The 17107-nt window shown below is 74.3% G+C and carries 14 protein-coding genes; 8 read left to right on the top strand and 6 right to left on the bottom strand.

Translation table 11 applies throughout. From position 1 onward, the window contains the following. Positions 1–107: 107 nt before the first annotated feature. The gene (locus AB0411_RS01045) at positions 108–2258 is read left to right on the top strand and encodes a SpoIIE family protein phosphatase (protein WP_366415061.1); all 2151 of its coding nucleotides are present in this window, start codon (positions 108–110) and stop codon (positions 2256–2258) included. Positions 2259–2530: 272 nt separating this feature from the next. On the opposite strand, the gene AB0411_RS01050 is transcribed toward AB0411_RS01045, so the two are convergent. Continuing rightward, complete coding sequence (locus AB0411_RS01050; protein WP_366415062.1) at positions 2531–3928, bottom strand: NADP-dependent succinic semialdehyde dehydrogenase; 1398 nt, start codon at positions 3926–3928, stop codon at positions 2531–2533. 479 nt (positions 3929–4407) lie between these two features. Here AB0411_RS01050 and AB0411_RS01055 point away from each other — a divergent pair, with 479 nt between their 5' ends. Beyond that, on the top strand, positions 4408–5271 hold the full coding sequence (locus AB0411_RS01055; protein ID WP_366415063.1) for a L,D-transpeptidase family protein: 864 nt from the start codon (positions 4408–4410) through the stop codon (positions 5269–5271). Positions 5272–5449: 178 nt separating this feature from the next. Here AB0411_RS01055 and AB0411_RS01060 read toward each other — a convergent pair whose 3' ends face one another. The 5 genes from AB0411_RS01060 to AB0411_RS01080 form a co-directional block, all read right to left on the bottom strand. Then, a complete protein-coding gene (locus AB0411_RS01060; RefSeq protein WP_366415064.1) occupies positions 5450–6724 on the bottom strand; it encodes an MFS transporter in 1275 nt (424 codons plus the stop codon). Positions 6725–6958: 234 nt separating this feature from the next. Further along, positions 6959–7309, bottom strand: a complete 351-nt coding sequence (locus tag AB0411_RS01065; protein WP_366415065.1) for a hypothetical protein — start codon at positions 7307–7309, stop codon at positions 6959–6961. Positions 7310–7546: 237 nt separating this feature from the next. Then, positions 7547–8689 carry an amidohydrolase family protein gene (locus tag AB0411_RS01070; protein ID WP_366415066.1) on the bottom strand — a complete coding sequence of 381 codons (1143 nt, stop codon included), beginning with the start codon at positions 8687–8689 and terminating at the stop codon, positions 7547–7549. Beyond that, positions 8689–10086, bottom strand: coding sequence for a glutamine synthetase family protein (locus tag AB0411_RS01075; protein WP_366415067.1), 1398 nt, complete (start codon positions 10084–10086; stop codon positions 8689–8691). The genes AB0411_RS01070 and AB0411_RS01075 overlap by 1 nt, the downstream gene beginning before the upstream one ends. A gap of 83 nt (positions 10087–10169) precedes the next feature. Further along, a complete protein-coding gene (locus AB0411_RS01080) occupies positions 10170–12233 on the bottom strand; it encodes a SpoIIE family protein phosphatase (protein WP_366415068.1) in 2064 nt (687 codons plus the stop codon). Positions 12234–12440: 207 nt separating this feature from the next. On the opposite strand from AB0411_RS01080, the gene AB0411_RS01085 reads away from it, so the two are divergent. The 6 genes from AB0411_RS01085 (at position 12441) to AB0411_RS01110 (ending at position 17072) form a co-directional block, all read left to right on the top strand. Further along, entirely contained in the window at positions 12441–13310 is an 870-nt protein-coding gene (locus tag AB0411_RS01085; protein ID WP_366415069.1) for a TetR/AcrR family transcriptional regulator, read from the top strand. A gap of 68 nt (positions 13311–13378) precedes the next feature. Further along, positions 13379–14266 (top strand): 3-keto-5-aminohexanoate cleavage protein, encoded by an 888-nt coding sequence (locus tag AB0411_RS01090; RefSeq protein WP_366415070.1) that lies wholly within the window; start codon positions 13379–13381, stop codon positions 14264–14266. Between the two features lie 49 nt (positions 14267–14315). Beyond that, positions 14316–15287 carry a 3-hydroxyacyl-CoA dehydrogenase NAD-binding domain-containing protein gene (locus AB0411_RS01095; RefSeq protein WP_366415071.1) on the top strand — a complete coding sequence of 324 codons (972 nt, stop codon included), beginning with the start codon at positions 14316–14318 and terminating at the stop codon, positions 15285–15287. Continuing rightward, positions 15284–15766 (top strand): thioesterase family protein, encoded by a 483-nt coding sequence (locus AB0411_RS01100; protein WP_366415072.1) that lies wholly within the window; start codon positions 15284–15286, stop codon positions 15764–15766. The genes AB0411_RS01095 and AB0411_RS01100 overlap by 4 nt, the downstream gene beginning before the upstream one ends. Positions 15767–15892: 126 nt before the next feature. After that, entirely contained in the window at positions 15893–16225 is a 333-nt protein-coding gene (locus AB0411_RS01105; RefSeq protein WP_366415073.1) for a DUF427 domain-containing protein, read from the top strand. A gap of 211 nt (positions 16226–16436) precedes the next feature. Then, positions 16437–17072, top strand: coding sequence for a DUF309 domain-containing protein (locus AB0411_RS01110; protein WP_403145306.1), 636 nt, complete (start codon positions 16437–16439; stop codon positions 17070–17072). Positions 17073–17107: the final 35 nt, after the last annotated feature.

Genomic DNA, 17107 nt, shown 5'->3' on the forward strand with positions numbered 1-17107 from the left:
TGGGCACGAGGCAGGCTCGGCCCGGCGACGCCGGCCGCGCCGCCGCGCTGCCCTCGCCCCCCGCGGGCGCCCGTCCCGCACCGCGCGGCCACGAGGCCCGGCACGCCATGACCGACGTACCCCCCGACCCGTTCGACGAGGAGTACGACCCCCGGGCAGGCCGGGACTGGCGCCTCGTCGAGGAGGACGCGCCCGGGGTGTCGCACGGTCAGCCGATCGGCCTGCGCGAGCGGCTCTCGCTCAACCGGATGGGCACCTTCGACTGGGATCTGGACCGCGGTGCCATGGACCTGGACCCCGGCGCCATGGACGTCTTCGACCTGCGCCCGGACGAATACGACGGCGTACGGGCGTCCCTGGTCACCCGGGTACCGCCCGAGGAGTGCCGCCGGCTGGACGAGGCCCTGTCGCAGGCCCTGCTGGACGGCCACTCCTCCTCCGGGGCCTACTTCCGGGTCCAGTGCCGTGACGGGACCCAGCGCTGGACCCACGCCCAGGGACGGATCCTGCACACCGCGGACGGGGTGCCGTACCGGGTCATCGGCATCGTCAGGGAGGCGACCAGCGAGCTGGCGGACTCCGCGCTGCTGCGCTCGCTCCAGCAGGAGCGGCAGCGGCAGACCGTGATGGTGCAGCAGACCACCGCCGCGCTGGCCCGTGCGCTGTCCGTCAAGGACGTGACCCGGGTGCTCACCGGAAGCGGCGGCGCCCGGCGGTTCGGCGCGGACGGTCTGGTCCTCGGCCTGGTCGAGAACGACGAGTTCGAGGTCATCGCCACCGCCGGGCTGGAGGGCGAGGTGCCCGACGACATGATGACCTCGCGGCTCGACGACACCCTGCCGCTGGCGGACGCGGCACGCGGGCGCCGCGCCGTCTTCCTCGGCACCCGCGGCGAGCTGATCGCCCGCTATCCCCGGCTGCGTCCGTACACCGAGGTGCTGCCGGCGGGCAGCGCGGCGTTCCTGCCGCTGATCGCACAGGACACCGTGATCGGGGCGCTGGGGCTGTTCACCGCCGAGCCCGCGGTGCAGTCGCCGGAGGCCAGGAACCTGGCGCTGGCGCTGGCCGGTGTCGTCGCGCAGTCGGTGCAGCGGGCGACCCTCTTCGACCAGGAGCGGGAGTTCGCGACGGGGCTGCAGGCGACGATGCTGCCGCGCCGGCTCCCGCCCATCGAGGGCGGCGCGGTCACCGTCCGCTACCACCCGGCGAGCGTCGGCCGGGACATCGGCGGCGACTGGTACGACGTGATCGCCCTGCCCCAGGGGCGGACCGGGCTGGTGGTGGGCGACGTACAGGGCCATGACACCCATGCGGCGGCCGTGATGGGCCAGCTGCGGATCGCCCTGCGGGCCTACGCCAGCGAGGGGCACTCGCCGGAGACGGTGCTGGTGCGGGCGTCCCGGTTCCTGGCGGAGCTGGACACCGAACGGTTCGCGACCTGCACCTACGTCCAGGCCGACATGGAATCGGGGGCACTGCACCTGGCGCGGGCCGGCCACCTCGGCCCGTTGATCAGCAACAGCTCCCGGCACATCGACTGGCCCGAGGTCCGCGGTGGGCTGCCGCTCGGCCTGGCCACGGTCTTCGGGCACGACCACTTCCCGGAGACCCAGCTGTTCCTGGAGCCCGGGTCGACCCTGCTGCTGTGCACCGACGGCCTGGTCGAACAGCCTGGCCAGGACATCACCGCCGGGATCGAGGCGCTGTCCGCGGCGGTGCGCACCGGGCCCACGGAGCTGGAGGCGCTCGCCGACCGGCTCTCGGACCACCTGTGGGCCGACCCCGGCTCGGAGGACGACATGGCCCTCCTGCTGCTGCACCGGCTGCCGGTCTCCGGGACCGTCGCCACCCCGCGGCTGCGGCTGCACGTCCACCAGGCGGACCCGTCGGGCACCGCGGAGGTCCGCTCCGCGGTGCGCCGCACCCTGGACCAGTGGCGGGCGGGCACCGTCGTGCACAACATCGAGGTCGCCGCCTCCGAGCTGATCGCCAATGCGCTGACCCACACCGAGAGCGGCGCCCTGGTCTCCATGGAGCTGCTGCCCGGCACCCCGCGCCGGATCCGGCTGGAGGTCGAGGACCGCTCCAGCCGGTGGCCGCGGCGGCGCAGTCCCGGCGAGACCGCCACCTCGGGCCGCGGGCTGATGCTGGTCGAGGCGCTCGCCGACGAGTGGGGCGCCGAGCCGCGCGGCGCGGGCAAGGCCCTGTGGTGCGAGTTCGCGGTTCCGGACGGGCAGGAGGCGGCGCGGCCGGGGTGATGTCCCGTCACCGCGGCCGGGGTGACGTCCCGTCACTTCCTGGGAGGAGGCGGTGAGCGACCTGTCCGACTCATCCGCCACGCCTGGCGACGGCCCGTCAACTGACCTACGGAAGAAGGCGGATGCCTCCGTGCGCCCCGGGAGCAGCAAGGGCCGAGCCGACCAACCTGGCCGTTGGCCGGCTCGACCTGACCGGAACGTACACCCTCACATCCGTCACGGAAACCGCCCTGGCGCATGCGCGCACCGGCAGCGCTTCTTTCCGGCCCGGTTCAGTCCTCCGGGCCGTACCACAGGGTCGTCATGTTGCAGAACTCCCGGATGCCGTGCCCGGAGAGCTCCCGCCCGTAGCCCGAGCGCTTGACGCCGCCGAAGGGGATGCCCGGGTGGGAGGCGGTCATCCCGTTGAAGAAGACACCGCCGGCCTGCACGTCACGGGCGAGACGCTGCTGTTCGTCGGGGTCGCGGGTCCAGGCGTTGGAACCGAGCCCGAACGGGGTGTCGTTGGCCAGCCGCACCGCCTCGTCGAGATCGGCGACGCGGTAGAGCGTGGCGACCGGGCCGAACGCCTCCTCGCGGTGGATGCGCATCCCCTCGGTGATGCCGGACAGCACCGTCGGCTCGTAGAACCAGCCCGCGCCGTGCTCGGGCGGCCGCCGGCCGCCGCACAGTGCGGTGGCGCCCTGGTGGACCGCGTCGTCGACGAGTTCCTCCAGGTCGGAGCGGCCCTGTTCGCTGGAGAGCGGCCCGATGTCGGTGTGTTCGTCCATCGGGTCGCCGACGGTCAGCGCGGCCATGCGGGCCGTGAACCGCTCGGCGAAGGCGTCATGGACGTCCTGGTGCACCAGGAACCGCTTGGCCGCGATGCACGACTGCCCGTTGTTCTGGACGCGTGCGGTGACCCCGACGCGGACCGCCTTGTCGAGGTCGGCGGAGGGCAGGACGATGAACGGGTCGCTGCCGCCGAGTTCGAGGACGGTCTTCTTGACCTCGTCACCGGCGGTGGAGGCCACCGCACGGCCGGCCGGCTCGCTGCCGGTGAGCGTGGCGGCGACCACCCGCGGGTCGCGCAGGATGTCCTCGACCGCCCCGGACCCGATCAGCAGGGTCTGGAAACAGCCCTCGGGGAAACCGGCGCGGCGGAAGAGCTCCTCCAGATAGAGCGCGGTCTGCGGCACGTTGGAGGCGTGCTTGAGCAGCCCGGTGTTGCCCGCCATCAGGGCGGGCGCGGCGAACCGTACGACCTGCCAGAGCGGGAAGTTCCAGGGCATCACCGCAAGGACGGGGCCGAGGGGGCGGTAGCGCACCACGGCACGGATCGCACCGGAGTCGCTGACGTCGGCCGGATCGGGGTGCTCGTCGGCGAGCAGTTCCTCTGCGTGGTGGGCGTACCAGCGCATGGTCTTGGCGCACTTCGCCGCCTCCGCGCGCGCCTGGGCCAGCGGTTTGCCCATCTCGGTGGTCATGGTGCGGGCGATGCCGTCCTGGTCGGCGTCGAGCAGGTCGGCGGCCGCGAGCATCCGCTCCTTGCGGTACTCGAAGCTGGTGGTGCGGTGCTCCTGGAAGGCCTGGTCCGCCCGGACCAGGTGATCTTCGATCTCGCCCGCGTTGAGGGCGTCGAAGGTCTTCAGGGTCTCGCCGGTGGCCGGGTTGACCGTGGCGATGGCCATGATCAGCACCTCCTCGGTGGTGGGGAAGCGGAGTGCCCCCTGGTCGAGGGGGCGAAGGGCCCGGGCGGCTCCTAGGAGAGCGGCGACGGTTGCGGGGACGGCTCCGGGACCGGGTCGGGATCGGGTCCGGGCGGACGGGGTATCGGCGAGGGTTCCGGCGGTATGGGATCCGGCGGCCCGGGCGGGCTCGGCGGGCCGGGAAGCGGGTCCGGGACGGGCGGCGGGCCTCCCGGATCCGGGGGCGTGGGCTGCGGATCGCGGTCGAGCGTGCGCTCACTGCGCGTTTGCGGTTGCCGCTGCACTGCGGGCCTCCAGACTGAGACGGCTAGTGGCACATGAGCCCCCGTACCCGAGTTTCGCCCGTCCATGGCCCCGGCGCACGGCGGACTGCCGCGGACGGGTTGCGCACGGGCCTCGGACGTCGTATATGACCTGAACGGGCGGCGCCGGACGGGCCGGGCGCGCCCTACATTGCGGTCATGCCCATGACGCGTACAGGGACGACGACGCACCCGGCGGCGGCCGGGACCACGACCGCGGACGGGCGCCCGGTCCGGGCGGCCGGGGCGGCCGCCGCGGCCCGGGCCGTGGTCCGGGGCCGAACCGCGGCCCGGGGCCGGGCCGCCGCGCTGGTCTCGGCGGCCGCCGTGGCGCTGCTTGCGCTCGCCGCGCCCGCCCCGGCGGCCCCCGTGCCCGCCGGCGCTCCCGTGCACCGCCTCCCCCTCCCCCTCCGCATGGCCGACACCGGCGGCGGCGACCAGCTGATCACCGCCCTGGCGCCCACGGCGGACGCCACCACCGGGACCGTGCGGTGGTGGCAGCGGCGCAACGGCCGCTGGCGGCAGGTGGGATGGGCGCCCGCCCGCTTCGGCTCCGGCGGGCTGACCGAGGGCGGCACCCGGGTGCAGGGCACCTCCACCACCCCCACCGGGCTGTACGACCTGCCGTTCGCCTTCGGGATCCTCCCGCCGCCGGCCGGCACCGCCGTCCCGTACCGCAGGGTCGGCGCGGACTCCTGGTGGTGCGAGGACAACGCCGCCGCCTCCTACAACCGCTGGGTGGCGCCACTGCCGCCGGACTGCGCGCCCGGCGAGTCCGAACGGCTGGCGGACTACCCCGCGCAGTACGCCCGTGCCCTGGTCATCGGCTTCAACTACCACCGTCCGGTGCACGGCCGCGGGGCCGGGATCTTCCTCCATGTCAACGGGAAGGGCGCCACGGCCGGCTGTGTCTCCGTACCGGCCGCAGCGGTGGCCCGGATCCTGTCCTGGGTACGGCCGTCCGCACACCCGCACATCGCCATCGGCACGGCGCACGGGCCGACCGCCCTCACCCGCTACTGACGGCTCCCCCGGCGAGCCGGCCCGCGGCCGCCGGGCCCGCCCCCGGTCCGCCCCACGGAAGGTGCGCCCCATGGCCCCGGCCACCGGGGCACCGGGCCACCGGCTCCGCATCGGCACCGCGCATTCGGCATCGGCATCGGCATCGGCGGAAGGGCCATCGGGTCCAGCAGGTTCAGACCTACGGCTGCGGATCCCGCGCGTCGTAGCGGGCGAAGGCGCGGCGCCCCAGGCCCAGCCCGGTCACCACCAGGACACAGGCGAGGCCGCCGCCGATCACCGCGGTGGCCGGGGAGGTCAGATCGGCGACCGAGCCGGCGAGGAAGTCTCCCAGCCGCGGGCCGCCGGCGACCACGACGATGAAGACGCCCTGGAGCCGGCCGCGCATCGCGTCCGGCGTCGCGGCCTGCAGCATGGTGCTGCGGAACACCATCGAGATGGTGTCCGCGCAGCCGGCCACGGCCAGGAAGAACAGGCCGAGCCACAGGTGCCGGGAGAGTCCGAAGCAGGCGATGGCCGCACCCCAGGCGGCCACCGCGATCAGGATGGCCAGGCCGTGCCGGCGGATGCCGCCGAGCCAGCCGGAGAACAGCCCGCCCAGTACGGCGCCCACCGCGGGCGCGGCCACCAGGAGCCCGACGGTCTTGGCGTCCCCGGCGAACCAGAGCACCGCGATCGCGGGGAACAGCGCGCGCGGCTGGGCCAGCACCATGGCCGCCAGGTCGGAGAAGAACGTCATCCGCAGGTTCGGGCGGGTGGCGAGAAAGCGCAGGCCGTCCAGGACGGAGGCCCGGCGCCGCGGCCCCTCCCCCTGCTCGGGACGCATGGACGGCAGGCGCCACATCGCGTACAGCGCGGCGCCGAAGGCCACCACGTCGATCAGGTACGCCGCCTGGTAGCCCCACAGGCCGACGATGACACCGCCCAGCATCGGCCCGCCCATCAGACCGAGGTTGCTGGTCAGGGAGTTGAGGGCATTGGCGGCCGGCAGCTGTTCGGGCGGCAGCAGCCGCGGGATCATCGACGAGCGGGCCGGCGAGTTCATCGCGAAGCAGACGGCCTGGAGGGCGACGACGGTGTAGAGCAGCCAGACCCGGTGGTATCCGGCCACCGCGGCGGCGGCCAGCGTGACGGACATCGCGGTGGCCCCGGCGGCGCTGTAGAGGCCCAGGGTGCGCCGGTCGACGGTGTCGGCGATGGCGCCGCCGTACAGCCCGAAGACCACCAGGGGCACCAGGGAGCACAGGCCCACCAGGCCGACCGCGAAGGTGGAGTGGGTGAGGGCGTAGACCTGCAGGGAGACCGCGAGGGCGGTCATCTGCTGGCCCATCCAGGAAATGGTGTTGCCGCACCACAGGCGGCGGTAGTCCGGGGAGAGGCGCAGCGGGGTCAGGTCGGCGAATATCCGGGAGCGCAGGGGTATTTCGCTCTTCTCGGGGGTCGTTGTAGGGGCCACGCGGCGCAGTAAAGCATGCCGCGGGGCCGCGGCGGGCGGCAGGGCGGGAAGTGGCGCTCGCGCCGGTCACCCCTTACGGGCGGAGCGGCCGACGCCCTCGGCCTCCGCTCACCACGCCCGGTCGCCCACACCCCTGGTGGCCCACGCCCCCGATCACCTACGGGCCGGCGGGCTGGTGAGCGACAGCGCCAAGCACCTTCCGGAGCCGAGGCGGTGCAGCCCACGGGCCGGGTTTCACAGCCACCGCTTGGTTGCCTCGACGCTGTCACCGCCGCTGGTGTTGAACGCGATCGCGGCCCCTGGGGCATGCTGTCGGACCAGGTTCACGACCTGCTCGAAGAACGTCACAAGGGCTTCCGGCTTGCGTATCCCGCCCCCGATGACGACGACGTCCCAGTCTCGTTCGGACAGCGCCGCGACCACCACGGACTCGGCCGATTCATCCGGCGCGATCAGCGTCATGGACGCATCGATGGCATGTTCGCCAAAGCGGGCGAGTTCCTCGTCGAGGACCGCGCGCACGGCGTCCCCGTCCATCCCGGGCACTTCATGCGGGTCGAAACCAAGAACGAGAGCGGAAGGCATGCTCTGCATGACGATCGGCCGACCGTGCCGGTTCCCGCCGCACGAGACTGCCACCCGGGTAGCCACATCACGTGACCACCGGGGCCCGCCCGAGGGCGCGGCGACAACCCCGCGTGAGACGCGACCACTTCGGTCACCGGCTCGTAAGTCGGCCGGGCCCCGTCACCGGCTCGTAAGTCGGCCGGGCCCCGTCACCGGCCGCCCGCTCGCACGCACGTCCCGGCCGCCCTCGCCCCCTCACCCACCCTCCAGCCCGTACACCCTCCGCGCGTTCTCCGCCGCGATCATCGCGCCGACCCGCCGGGCGTCCTCGGCGGACCAGGCCCCGGAGGACACCCAGTCGCCGAGGACGGTGCCCAGCGCGTTCCGGAAGAGGGCGCTGCCGACGACGTACAGCTCCGGGAGGCCGTAGGCGTCGGTGGAGAAGAGCAGTTTGCCGAACGGCGCGAGTTCCAGGAACTCGGCGAGCACGGCCGCGGCGCGCGGGCCGGTGTGGGTGAGCGTCAGCCCGATGTCGGCGTGGACGTGCGGGAACACGGCGGCCAGGTAGGCGGCCTGGCGGTGGTACGGGTAGCAGTGCAGCAGCACGAGGTCCGTGCCGGTGTCCGCGGTGGCGCGGACCAGGTCGGTCAGCAGCGCCGGGTCGGCGTGGTCGATCCGGAGGTCGGGGTCGCCGAAACCGGTGTGGAGCTGGAGGGGGCGGCCGGTGGCGACGGCCAGTTGGACGAGGTGGCGCAGCAGGACCGGGTCGGTGAGCCGGGGCGCGCCCGCGGCCAGCCACGAGCGGGCCGCGGTGTGCACCGCGCCCGCGGCGGGCGGCGAGGGGTCCAGGGCGAGTCCGTGGCGGTAGGCGACGACGGACTTGAAAGCGACGGCGGTGCGCGCCGCGTCCCGGACCGCACGGGCGAGGGCGTCGGTGAACTCCTCGGCGTCATGGGTGCCGGCCGCGAGCCGCTCGGCGAGCGTCTCCAGCCGTACGACCTCGAACCCGGTGCCGCCGCCGTCCTCGGCGGTCTCGGCCGGGCCGGTCAGGTCGCCGGGCAGCCCGGTGTCGAGGAGGTAGGTGCCGATGCCGGTGGCCCGCAGCAGACGGCGGCGGGTCTCGGCGGGGCCCAGTTCGGCGCGGCGGGCCAGGTAGCGGTCCGGCGGGCAGTGCGCCGGCAGGTCGAGCAACGGCGGGCACCAGCGGCGTACCGCGAAGCCGGCCTGGGTGTCGAAGTAGGTGGTGCCGGCGGCGGGCGGCCGGTCCGACTCGGTGAGGTACGCGGCGAACGTGCCGGGGTCCGGGGCGTGCCGGAGCACTCCGTGGCAGTGGTGGTCCACCAGTGGCGGCAGGCCGTCGCCGGGGCCGGGGACGCTTCCCACGGCGTCCGCTGGCATCACCAGCGCCAGCGGGTGGCGGCGGCGATCGCGTCGTCCTCGCTCTCGGCGAAGTGGGCCTCCTCCGCGCGCCGGACGGCGAGGACGGCGCCGTGCAGCACCTCGCCCATCGCCTCGTACAGCGGGGCGGACTTCTCCAGCCGGTCGGCCGCCTCGGTGAGGGTGGCGGGCAGCCGGACGATGCCCCGCCGGGCGCGCTCGCGGACGCCGAGCACGCCCGGGTCGCCGGTCTGGGGCGGCGGCAGCTGGGTCGCGGACTCGATGCCGTGGAGGCCGGCGGCGATGACCGTGCCGACGGCGAGGTAGGGGTTGGCGGCGGCGTCGAAGGTCTTGACCTCGGCGTGGCCGCCGTCCGGGTCGTCGGGAGCGCCGGTGATCAGGCGCAGCGCCGCCTCCCGGTTCTCCACGCCCCAGCACTGGTAGACGCCGGCCCAGTGGGAGGGCTGCAGCCGCAGATAGCTGGCGGGTGAGGGGCAGCCGATGGCGAGGAGGGCGGGCAGGGCGCTGAGGATGCCGCCGAGGAAGGCGGTCGCTTCAGGCGCCAGGCCCCATGCGGCGTCGGAGCTGCGGTGCAGGCTGGTGCCGTCGCGGTAGAGCCCGACGTGGAGGTGGCAGCCGTTGCCGACCTCGCCGGCGACGACCGACGGGGCGAAGGAGGCGCGCAGTCCGTGCCGGACGGAGACGGCGCGGATGGTCTCGCGCACCAGCACCACGTCGTCGGCGGCGCGGACCGGGTCGCCGGGAGCGGTGGTGACCTCGAACTGGCCGGGGGCGTACTCGGGGTGGATCTGGAGGACGTCGATGCCCTGGACGCTCAGCGCCTCGGTGACGTCGCGGAGGTAGTCGGAGAGTTCGACGACCCGGGTCATGCCGTACGCGGGGCCCGCGCAGGGGTAGTCGAGCGGCTCGTCGGCGCCGCTGGGGGCGGGGGGTCCCGCGGGGGCGCGGGTGACCACCCACTCGGTCTCGAAGCCCATCCGCAGCTCCAGGCCGGCCGTGGCGGCCCGTTCCGTCATGCGCCGGGCGAACTGCCGCTGGCAGGCGGGGTGCGGCAGGCCGAGCTGGTCGTAGCGGTCCGCGGGGGCCCAGGCCCAGCCGGGCTGCGCGGCGAGCGAGGTGACGCGTTCGAGGTCGGGGAAGAGCCGCAGGTCGCCGTCGGGGCCGCCGAGGTGCTCGGATGCGGTGATGGCGTCGTCGGAGGTGAAGACGTCGAAGACGGGTGACATCCCGATACCGCGTTCGGCCGCGGCGGCGAGGCGTTCGGCGGGGATGGTCTTGACGCGGGTGATGCCCGCGTTGTCCACCCAGGTCAGCGCCACGTTGCGGACGCCCTCCGCCGAGAGGCGCGCCGCCAACTGGCGTGCTTCCTGGCGCTGTTGTGCCGCCCACGAACCCATAGAGCCGTCCTCACTGACCGTGCCGATGCCTCGGCGCCCGTTCCCGCTGTGTGCCCCTGCCGGTGCGGTGCGCCGCCTCCCGGTCAGGAGCAGTTGAACTCGCACCATACGCACTTTCCGCTGCCGCGCGGTTCCACACCCCAGACATCGGCCAGGCGGTCCACGAGCAGCAGTCCGCGGCCGGAGACTCCGGCCTCGCCCGGCTCGCGGCGGCGGGGCAGGCTGCTGGAGTGGTCCTCGACCTCCAGCCGCAGCAGCCGGCCCACGCTGTGCGGCATACGGATGTTGACGATGGCCTCGCCGTCGGTGTGCAGCAGCGCGTTGGTGATCAGCTCGTCGGCGACCAGTTCGATCTCCTCGGCCCGCTCCGCCGCTCCCCAGGCGCGCACCGCGGCCCGGATCATGTGCCGGGCGGCGGACAGGCCCTCGGGGTCGGCGGGCGCGATGTGCTGGCGGAACCGTCCGACGATGTCGTGCTCGGGCGCGCCGAGGCGGCGCAGCAGGAGCAGCGCCATGTCGTCCTCGCCGGTCCGTTCGTCCGCCGTTTCGCAGAGCCGGTCGGCGAGTTGCTGGACGTCCTGGGGGCCCTGGCGGACCTCGCGGGCCAGCCGCCGCATGCCGTCGTCGAGGTCGGTGCCGGGCTGTTCGACGATGCCGTCGGTGCACAGCAGCAGGGTGTCGCCGGGGGCGAGCAGGACGGTGGTGACCGGGTAGTCCAGCCGCCGGAACTCGGAGGAGATCCCGAGCGGCAGCCCGCCGGCCACCGGCAGCCTGCGGCAGATGCCCTCGGCGTGCCGGAGCAGCGGGTCGATGTGGCCGGCCCGGACGATCCGGGCGGCACCGGTGCTCAGGTCCGCGTCGACGTAGGTGCAGGTCGCGAAGCGGTCGGTGTCGAGTTCGTTGAGGAAGGCGGAGGCGCGGGCCATGACGGTGGCGGGGGCGTGCCCCTCGGCGGCGTAGGCGCGCAGCACGATCCGCAGCTGGCCCATGAGCGCCGCGGCCTGGGTGTCATGGCCCTGGACGTCACCGATGACGGCGCCGACGCGGCCGTCGGGCAGCGGGATGACGTCGTACCAGTCGCCGCCGATGTCCCGGCCCATCCGGGCGGAGCGGTAGCGGACGGCGATCTGCGCGCCGACGACGCCGGGGATCCGGCGCGGCAGCATGGCCTGCTGCAGGCCCGCGGCGAGATCGTGTTCCTGGTCGTAGAGCATGGCGCGGGCCAGGCTCTGCGCGATGCTGCTGCCGAGCGCCACCAGGACGTTGCGCTCCTGGTCGCGGAAGTCGCTCTCCCGCTCGAAGAAGAGGCCGATGACACCGATCGGGCGGCCCTGCGCGATCAGCGGCAGATAGGCGGCGGAGTGGACGTTGAGCGGCTCGATGGCCGGCCACAGCCGGGGGTAGTCGTGCTGGAAGGCCGCGCGGCTGCCCACGTAACGCGGAGTGAGGGTGCGGACGACCTCGCTCATCGGGAATTCGTCCCCCACCCGCGTGTACTCCAGATCGGGCACGAAGCTTCCCGCCTTGCCCTCGGAGACCAGCCGGATGCGTCCGGCCTCGACGAGGCCGAGGATCACGTTCTCCGCGCCCAGCCGGCTGAGCCCCTGCTCGTCGGCGAGCACGGCGATGACCTCGCCGACGGTCCGGGCGTGGGCCAGGGCCGCGGTGGTGCGTTCGACGACGCTGGTGTGCCGGCGGCGCTCCTCGTCGACGGCGAGCCGCTCGGCCGCGTGGGTGTATTCGTGGCTGGCGTCGCGCACCACCCCGATGATGCGGCGGGGGCGGCCGCTGCTGTCCCGGCGGATGCTGCCCTGGCTGTGGGTCCAGCGCAGCTCGCCGTCGCGCAGCCGGACCCGGAAGTAGGCGCCGTAGGAGTCGCTGCCGTCCTTGAGCGCGCGTGCGACCAGGGCGTCCAGGCGGGCCGCCTCGTGGGGCGGGACGCGGCAGCCGAGGGTGGCCGGGCGGTCGTCGTACTCCGAGGGGAGCATGTCGAACACCTCGAGGGCGGGCGTGTCCATGTGCATCAGCCCGCTGTCGAGGTCCCAGTCGAAGCCGCCCATGCCGTTGAGGGCCAGGGTCAGGTCCGGGTGGGCGGGCCAGTCGTCCGGCACCGACACGGTGGGCCGCTTCGCTCCCCGGTCAGCCATGTCGTCACTTTGCCACATTCACCCGGATTGCGGCGTGTCCGGACTCTCCGCCCGCCCTCCTTCCGGCGGCGTCCGGGGCGAAACTGACTCGCTCATCAGATGCCCCGCAACACCTACCCGCAAGGCCCTCAGATCCAGGGAATCACGCCACTTCCCCCACCCTCCGACCGTTGCGATGATCTCAACACGCTGTTACGGTCCCTGGCCATGGAGGACGTCCCCGGAACCCGGATCACCGACGAGGGCGGCGATGTCACGGACCGTGTCCGTGACGTGATCGCCCGGCTCGGCTGCAGCCACCGCGAATTCGCCCGCCGGATCGTGATGGACCCCTCGAAACTGTCCAGGTCACTGGGCGGCACCCGGCGGTTCACGCTGGCCGAGATCGTCCGTATCGCCGATATCGGCGCGGTGGACACGGGCTGGCTGCTCGGCGCCCCCGAGCGGCCCGCGGCACCAGCCGACCGCGCACCGGCGGCCGTCCCCGAGGGCGGGCGGCCGCTGCAGATCGTGCGGGAGACCGTCCGGCTGATCGCCGAGCACGGCTTCCACGGCGTACGGGTCGCCGATATCGCGGCCGCCTGCGGCACCAGTCCGGCCGCCGTGCACTACCACTTCCCCGGCCGCGACGAGCTGCTGGAGGCGGCCGTGCGCTGGTGCATGGACGAGGACACCGAACGCCGCGCCGCCGGCCTGGCCGCCGCCCCCGACGCCCGCGGCGAGCTGCTGCACCTGATCGCGCTGCAGACGCCGCGCACCGAGCAGCAGCGCCGGCAGTGGCTGGTGTGGCTGGACCTGTGGGCCCAGGCCGCCCGCTCCACCGCCGTGGGGCGGCTGCACGAGCACTACTACCGGCAGTGGCGCACCACCGTCGCCGACGTCGTGCGCCGCGGCGTCGGGCAGGGCGTGTTCCGCGCCGTCGATCCGGAGTTCGCCGCGCTGCGGCTGACCGCCCTGATCGACGGCCTGGCCACCCAGGTGCTCGCCACCGCGCCGGACAGCACCGGCCCCGACACGATGCACGCCGCACTGCTCGCCTTCGTCGACAGCGAGCTCACCCCCGCCCCCGCCGGCTGAGGCCACCGCTCCCCCGCGCCCACCCGACCGGGCCCCGGGGGGAACCACACCCACCGAAGGGAACCCCCGTGAACAACGAGGTCATCATCACCTGCGCGCTCACCGGCGCCGGCGACACCGTCCACCGCTCCCCGCACGTCCCCGTGACGCCCGAGGAGATCGCCGCGTCGGCCGTCGAGGCGGCGTCCGCGGGCGCCGCGGTGGTGCACATCCACGTACGCGACCCCGAGAGCGGCGCCCCGTCGCGCGACCCGCGCCTGTACGCCGAGGTCGTCGAGCGGGTCAAGGAGACCGGCACCGACGTCGTCCTCAACCTCACCGCGGGCATGGGCGGCGACCTGGTGATCGACCCCGACCGGCCGCTGAGGCAGCTGCCCGGTACGGACCTGGTCGGCGGCCTGGAGCGGCTGCCGCACGTCGAGGAGCTGCTGCCCGACATCTGCACCCTGGACTGCGGCTCCCTCAACTTCGGCGACGGCTCCAACCTCTACGTCTCCACCCCCGACATGCTGCGGGCGGGCGCCCGGCGCATCCAGGAGCTCGGCGTGCGGCCCGAGTTGGAGATCTTCGACACCGGTCAGCTGTGGTTCGCCAAGCAGCTGCTGGCCGAGGGGCTGCTGGACGACCCGACGGTCTTCCAGCTCTGCATGGGCATCCCCTGGGGCGCCCCCGCCGACCCCGGCGTCCTGCAGTCGATGGTGAACATGCTGCCCGAGGGCGCCCAGTGGGCGAGCTTCGCGCTCGGCCGCATGCAGATGCCCTGGGTCGCCCAGTCGATCCTCCTGGGCGGCAATGTGCGGGTCGGCCTGGAGGACAACCTCTACCTCAGCAAGGGCGTCAAGGCCACCAACGGCGATCTCGTCGAACGCGCCGTCCGGATCACCGAGTTGCTCGGCGCCACGGTCGCCACCCCCGACCAGGCCCGTGCCCGCCTGGGCCTGAAGCCGCGCGCCTGACCGCCTCACCGCCCATCCGTCCCTTCCCTCCCCGAGGAGCGGCTCCCGCATGCCCGAAACCACCCCTGCCCCCTGCGCCCCCGAGGACGTACGCCGTATCGCCTGTATAGGCGCCGGAGTGATCGGCGGCGGCTGGGTCGCCCATTTCCTCGCCCGCGGCTACGACGTCACCGCGTGGGACCCGGCCGCCGACGCCGAGGACAAACTCCGCCGCCTGGTGACCGCCGCCTGGCCCGCCCTGGAACAGATCGGCCTGGCCGAGGGCGCCTCCCCGGACCGGCTGAGGCTCGCCCCCACGCTCGCCGAGGCGGTCGCCGACGCCGACTTCGTCCAGGAAAGCGCCCCCGAGAAGCTGGAGTTGAAGCGCTCCCTGCTCGCCGAGCTGGCCGCCGCGACCCGGCCCGGCGTGGTCATCGCCTCCTCCACCTCCGGCTACCCGATGACCGACATGCAGACGGCGGCCGGGGACGCCGGCCGGCTGGTCGTCGGCCACCCCTTCAACCCGCCCTACCTCATCCCGCTGGTCGAGGTCGTCGGCGGGGAGCGGACCGACCGGGCGGCCGTCGACTGGGCGTCGCGCTTCTACGACCTGGCGGGCAAGTCCGTGATCACCATGGACCGCGAGCTGCCCGGCTTCATCGCCAACCGCCTCCAGGAGGCCCTCTGGCGCGAGGCGCTGCACATGGTCGCGAACGGCGAGGCCTCGGTCGCGGACATCGACGCCTCGATCACCGAAGGGCCGGGGCTGCGCTGGGCGTTCATGGGCCCGTGCCTGACCTTCGCGCTGGCCGGCGGCGAGGGCGGGATGGCCCATATGCTCGACCACTTCGGGCCGTCCCTGAAGTCGCCGTGGACCCGGCTGGCGGCCCCCGAACTCGACCGCGAACTGCGCGACGCCATGGTCGACGGCTGCGCGGACGCGGCGGGCGACCGTACGTACGCGGATCTGGTCGCCGAGCGCGACCAGGGCGTCATCGACGTCCTGCGCGCCACGGGACGGCTGGGGGGCACCCGCCGATGACCGACCACCCGCCGGGCCCCCTCCCCCTGTTCCACCAGACCGTCCGGGACGACTGGATCGACTACAACGGCCATCTCAGCGAGGCCTACTACGTCCTGGTCTTCGGCTTCGCCACCGACGCCCTGATGGACGCGGCCGGACTCGACGCGGCCTACCGGGACCGGACCGGCTGCTCCCTGTACACGGTCGAGGCGCACGTCCGCTACCTCCGCGAGGTCGCCCGCGGCAGCGAACTCACCGTGCGCACGTCCGTGTTGGGCGTCGACGGCAGGAAACTGCGTCTCCTCCACGAGATGTTCGCCGACCCGCCGTCCGGGTCCCCGGTGGCCACGGAGGAGCTGTTCGCCCTGCACGTCGACCAGGCCGCCGGCAGCGCCCCGCCGCTGCCCGACGCGAGCCGGGAGTACCTCGCGGGGCTCCTCGCCCCGGCGCCCCCGTGGGCGGGCCACGGGATCCGCGCGGTGCCGCCGCACCGGTGAGGACCGCGGGCGGGGCCGGGCCGTCGCACCGGGCCCGGCCCCGCCGCCACCGGCGGGCCGGCCGCGCCCTGCCGGTGCCATCCTGGAAGGGCGAGGATCTTCACCACTCACCGAGGGGAAGGCACCATGACCGCCACCAAGGGCCATCACATCGAGGTCGAGCAGGGCACCGAGCACGTCCGCGTCACGGTCGGCGGCCGGCTGCTGGCCGACTCCCACCGCCCGCTCCTGCTCCACGAGACCGGCTACCCCGTGCGGTACTACCTTCCGCCCGAGGACGTCCGCACCGACCTGCTGACGCCGTCCGCGACACACACCGTCTGCCCCTTCAAGGGCACCGCCTCCTACTGGTCGCTTCCCGACGGGCCGGAGGACCTCGTGTGGGCCTACCCCGATCCGCGTCCCGCGGTGGCACGGATCAAGGACCACTTCTGCTTCTACGAGGTCGACACGGACTGACCCGGGAGCGCCGCCGCCGGCGTCCGCGCGGCGGCGGGCAACCCCTCCTGCGACGCGGGACGCCCGTACGGCGCACAATCGAAGGGTGAACGACGCGGAGCGACCCCACGACGGCCCCGGCACCTCCCGCGAGCCGGGTGCACCCCCCGTGTACGACGAGGGCGGCGACCCGGCCTGCTGGCTGGACCGGGTGTGCGAGGCCTGCGGCCGGATCCGCGAACGGCCCGGCGGCGCGGTCTGCGAGCACTGCGGCGCCGGGACCCGGGAGACGGCGGCAAAGGCCCCGGACGGGGCACGCGCCGCTGCCGCGCCCCCGCGCCGGCGGGACCGCGACGAGGAGGGCCGGGCCCGCAACGCCCGCCCGCGCGACGGTCTCGGACGGCCGCTGCCGTACGGCTCCCCGGGCGTGGCACGGCAGCCGGAGGGGGTGCCCCGGACGCCCGCCCAGGCGCTGGCCGAGGCGCAGCGGCTGCTCGACGACGGGATGCCGTTCCACGCCCATGAGGTGCTGGAGGACGCCTGGAAGGCGGCGCCGGAGGCGGAGCGGGCGCTGTGGCGGGGGCTCGCCCAGCTCGCGGTGGGACTCACCCATGCGGCGCGGGGCAACACGACGGGCGGTGCGGCGCTGCTCGGCCGGGGTGCGGCGGCCCTCGCCCCGTACGCGGACGCCGCCCCGCACGGGATCGACGCCGCGGGCCTGGTCTCCTGGGCGGGCACGCTGACGGGGCGTCTGACCGGCGCCGGGGCCGTCCCGGCGGCGGAGAACGCGCCCCGGCTGCGGGCCGCCTCGAACGAGACGGGGAACCAGCCCACCGGCAACGGGCCCGGCGCCACCGCCGGCGGGTGACGCCGGGCTCCGCCGGGACGAGCGGAGCCGCCGCC

It is taken from the genome of Streptomyces angustmyceticus (genome assembly GCF_040701845.1).
Classification (GTDB): Bacteria; Actinomycetota; Actinomycetes; order Streptomycetales; family Streptomycetaceae; genus Streptomyces; species Streptomyces angustmyceticus_A.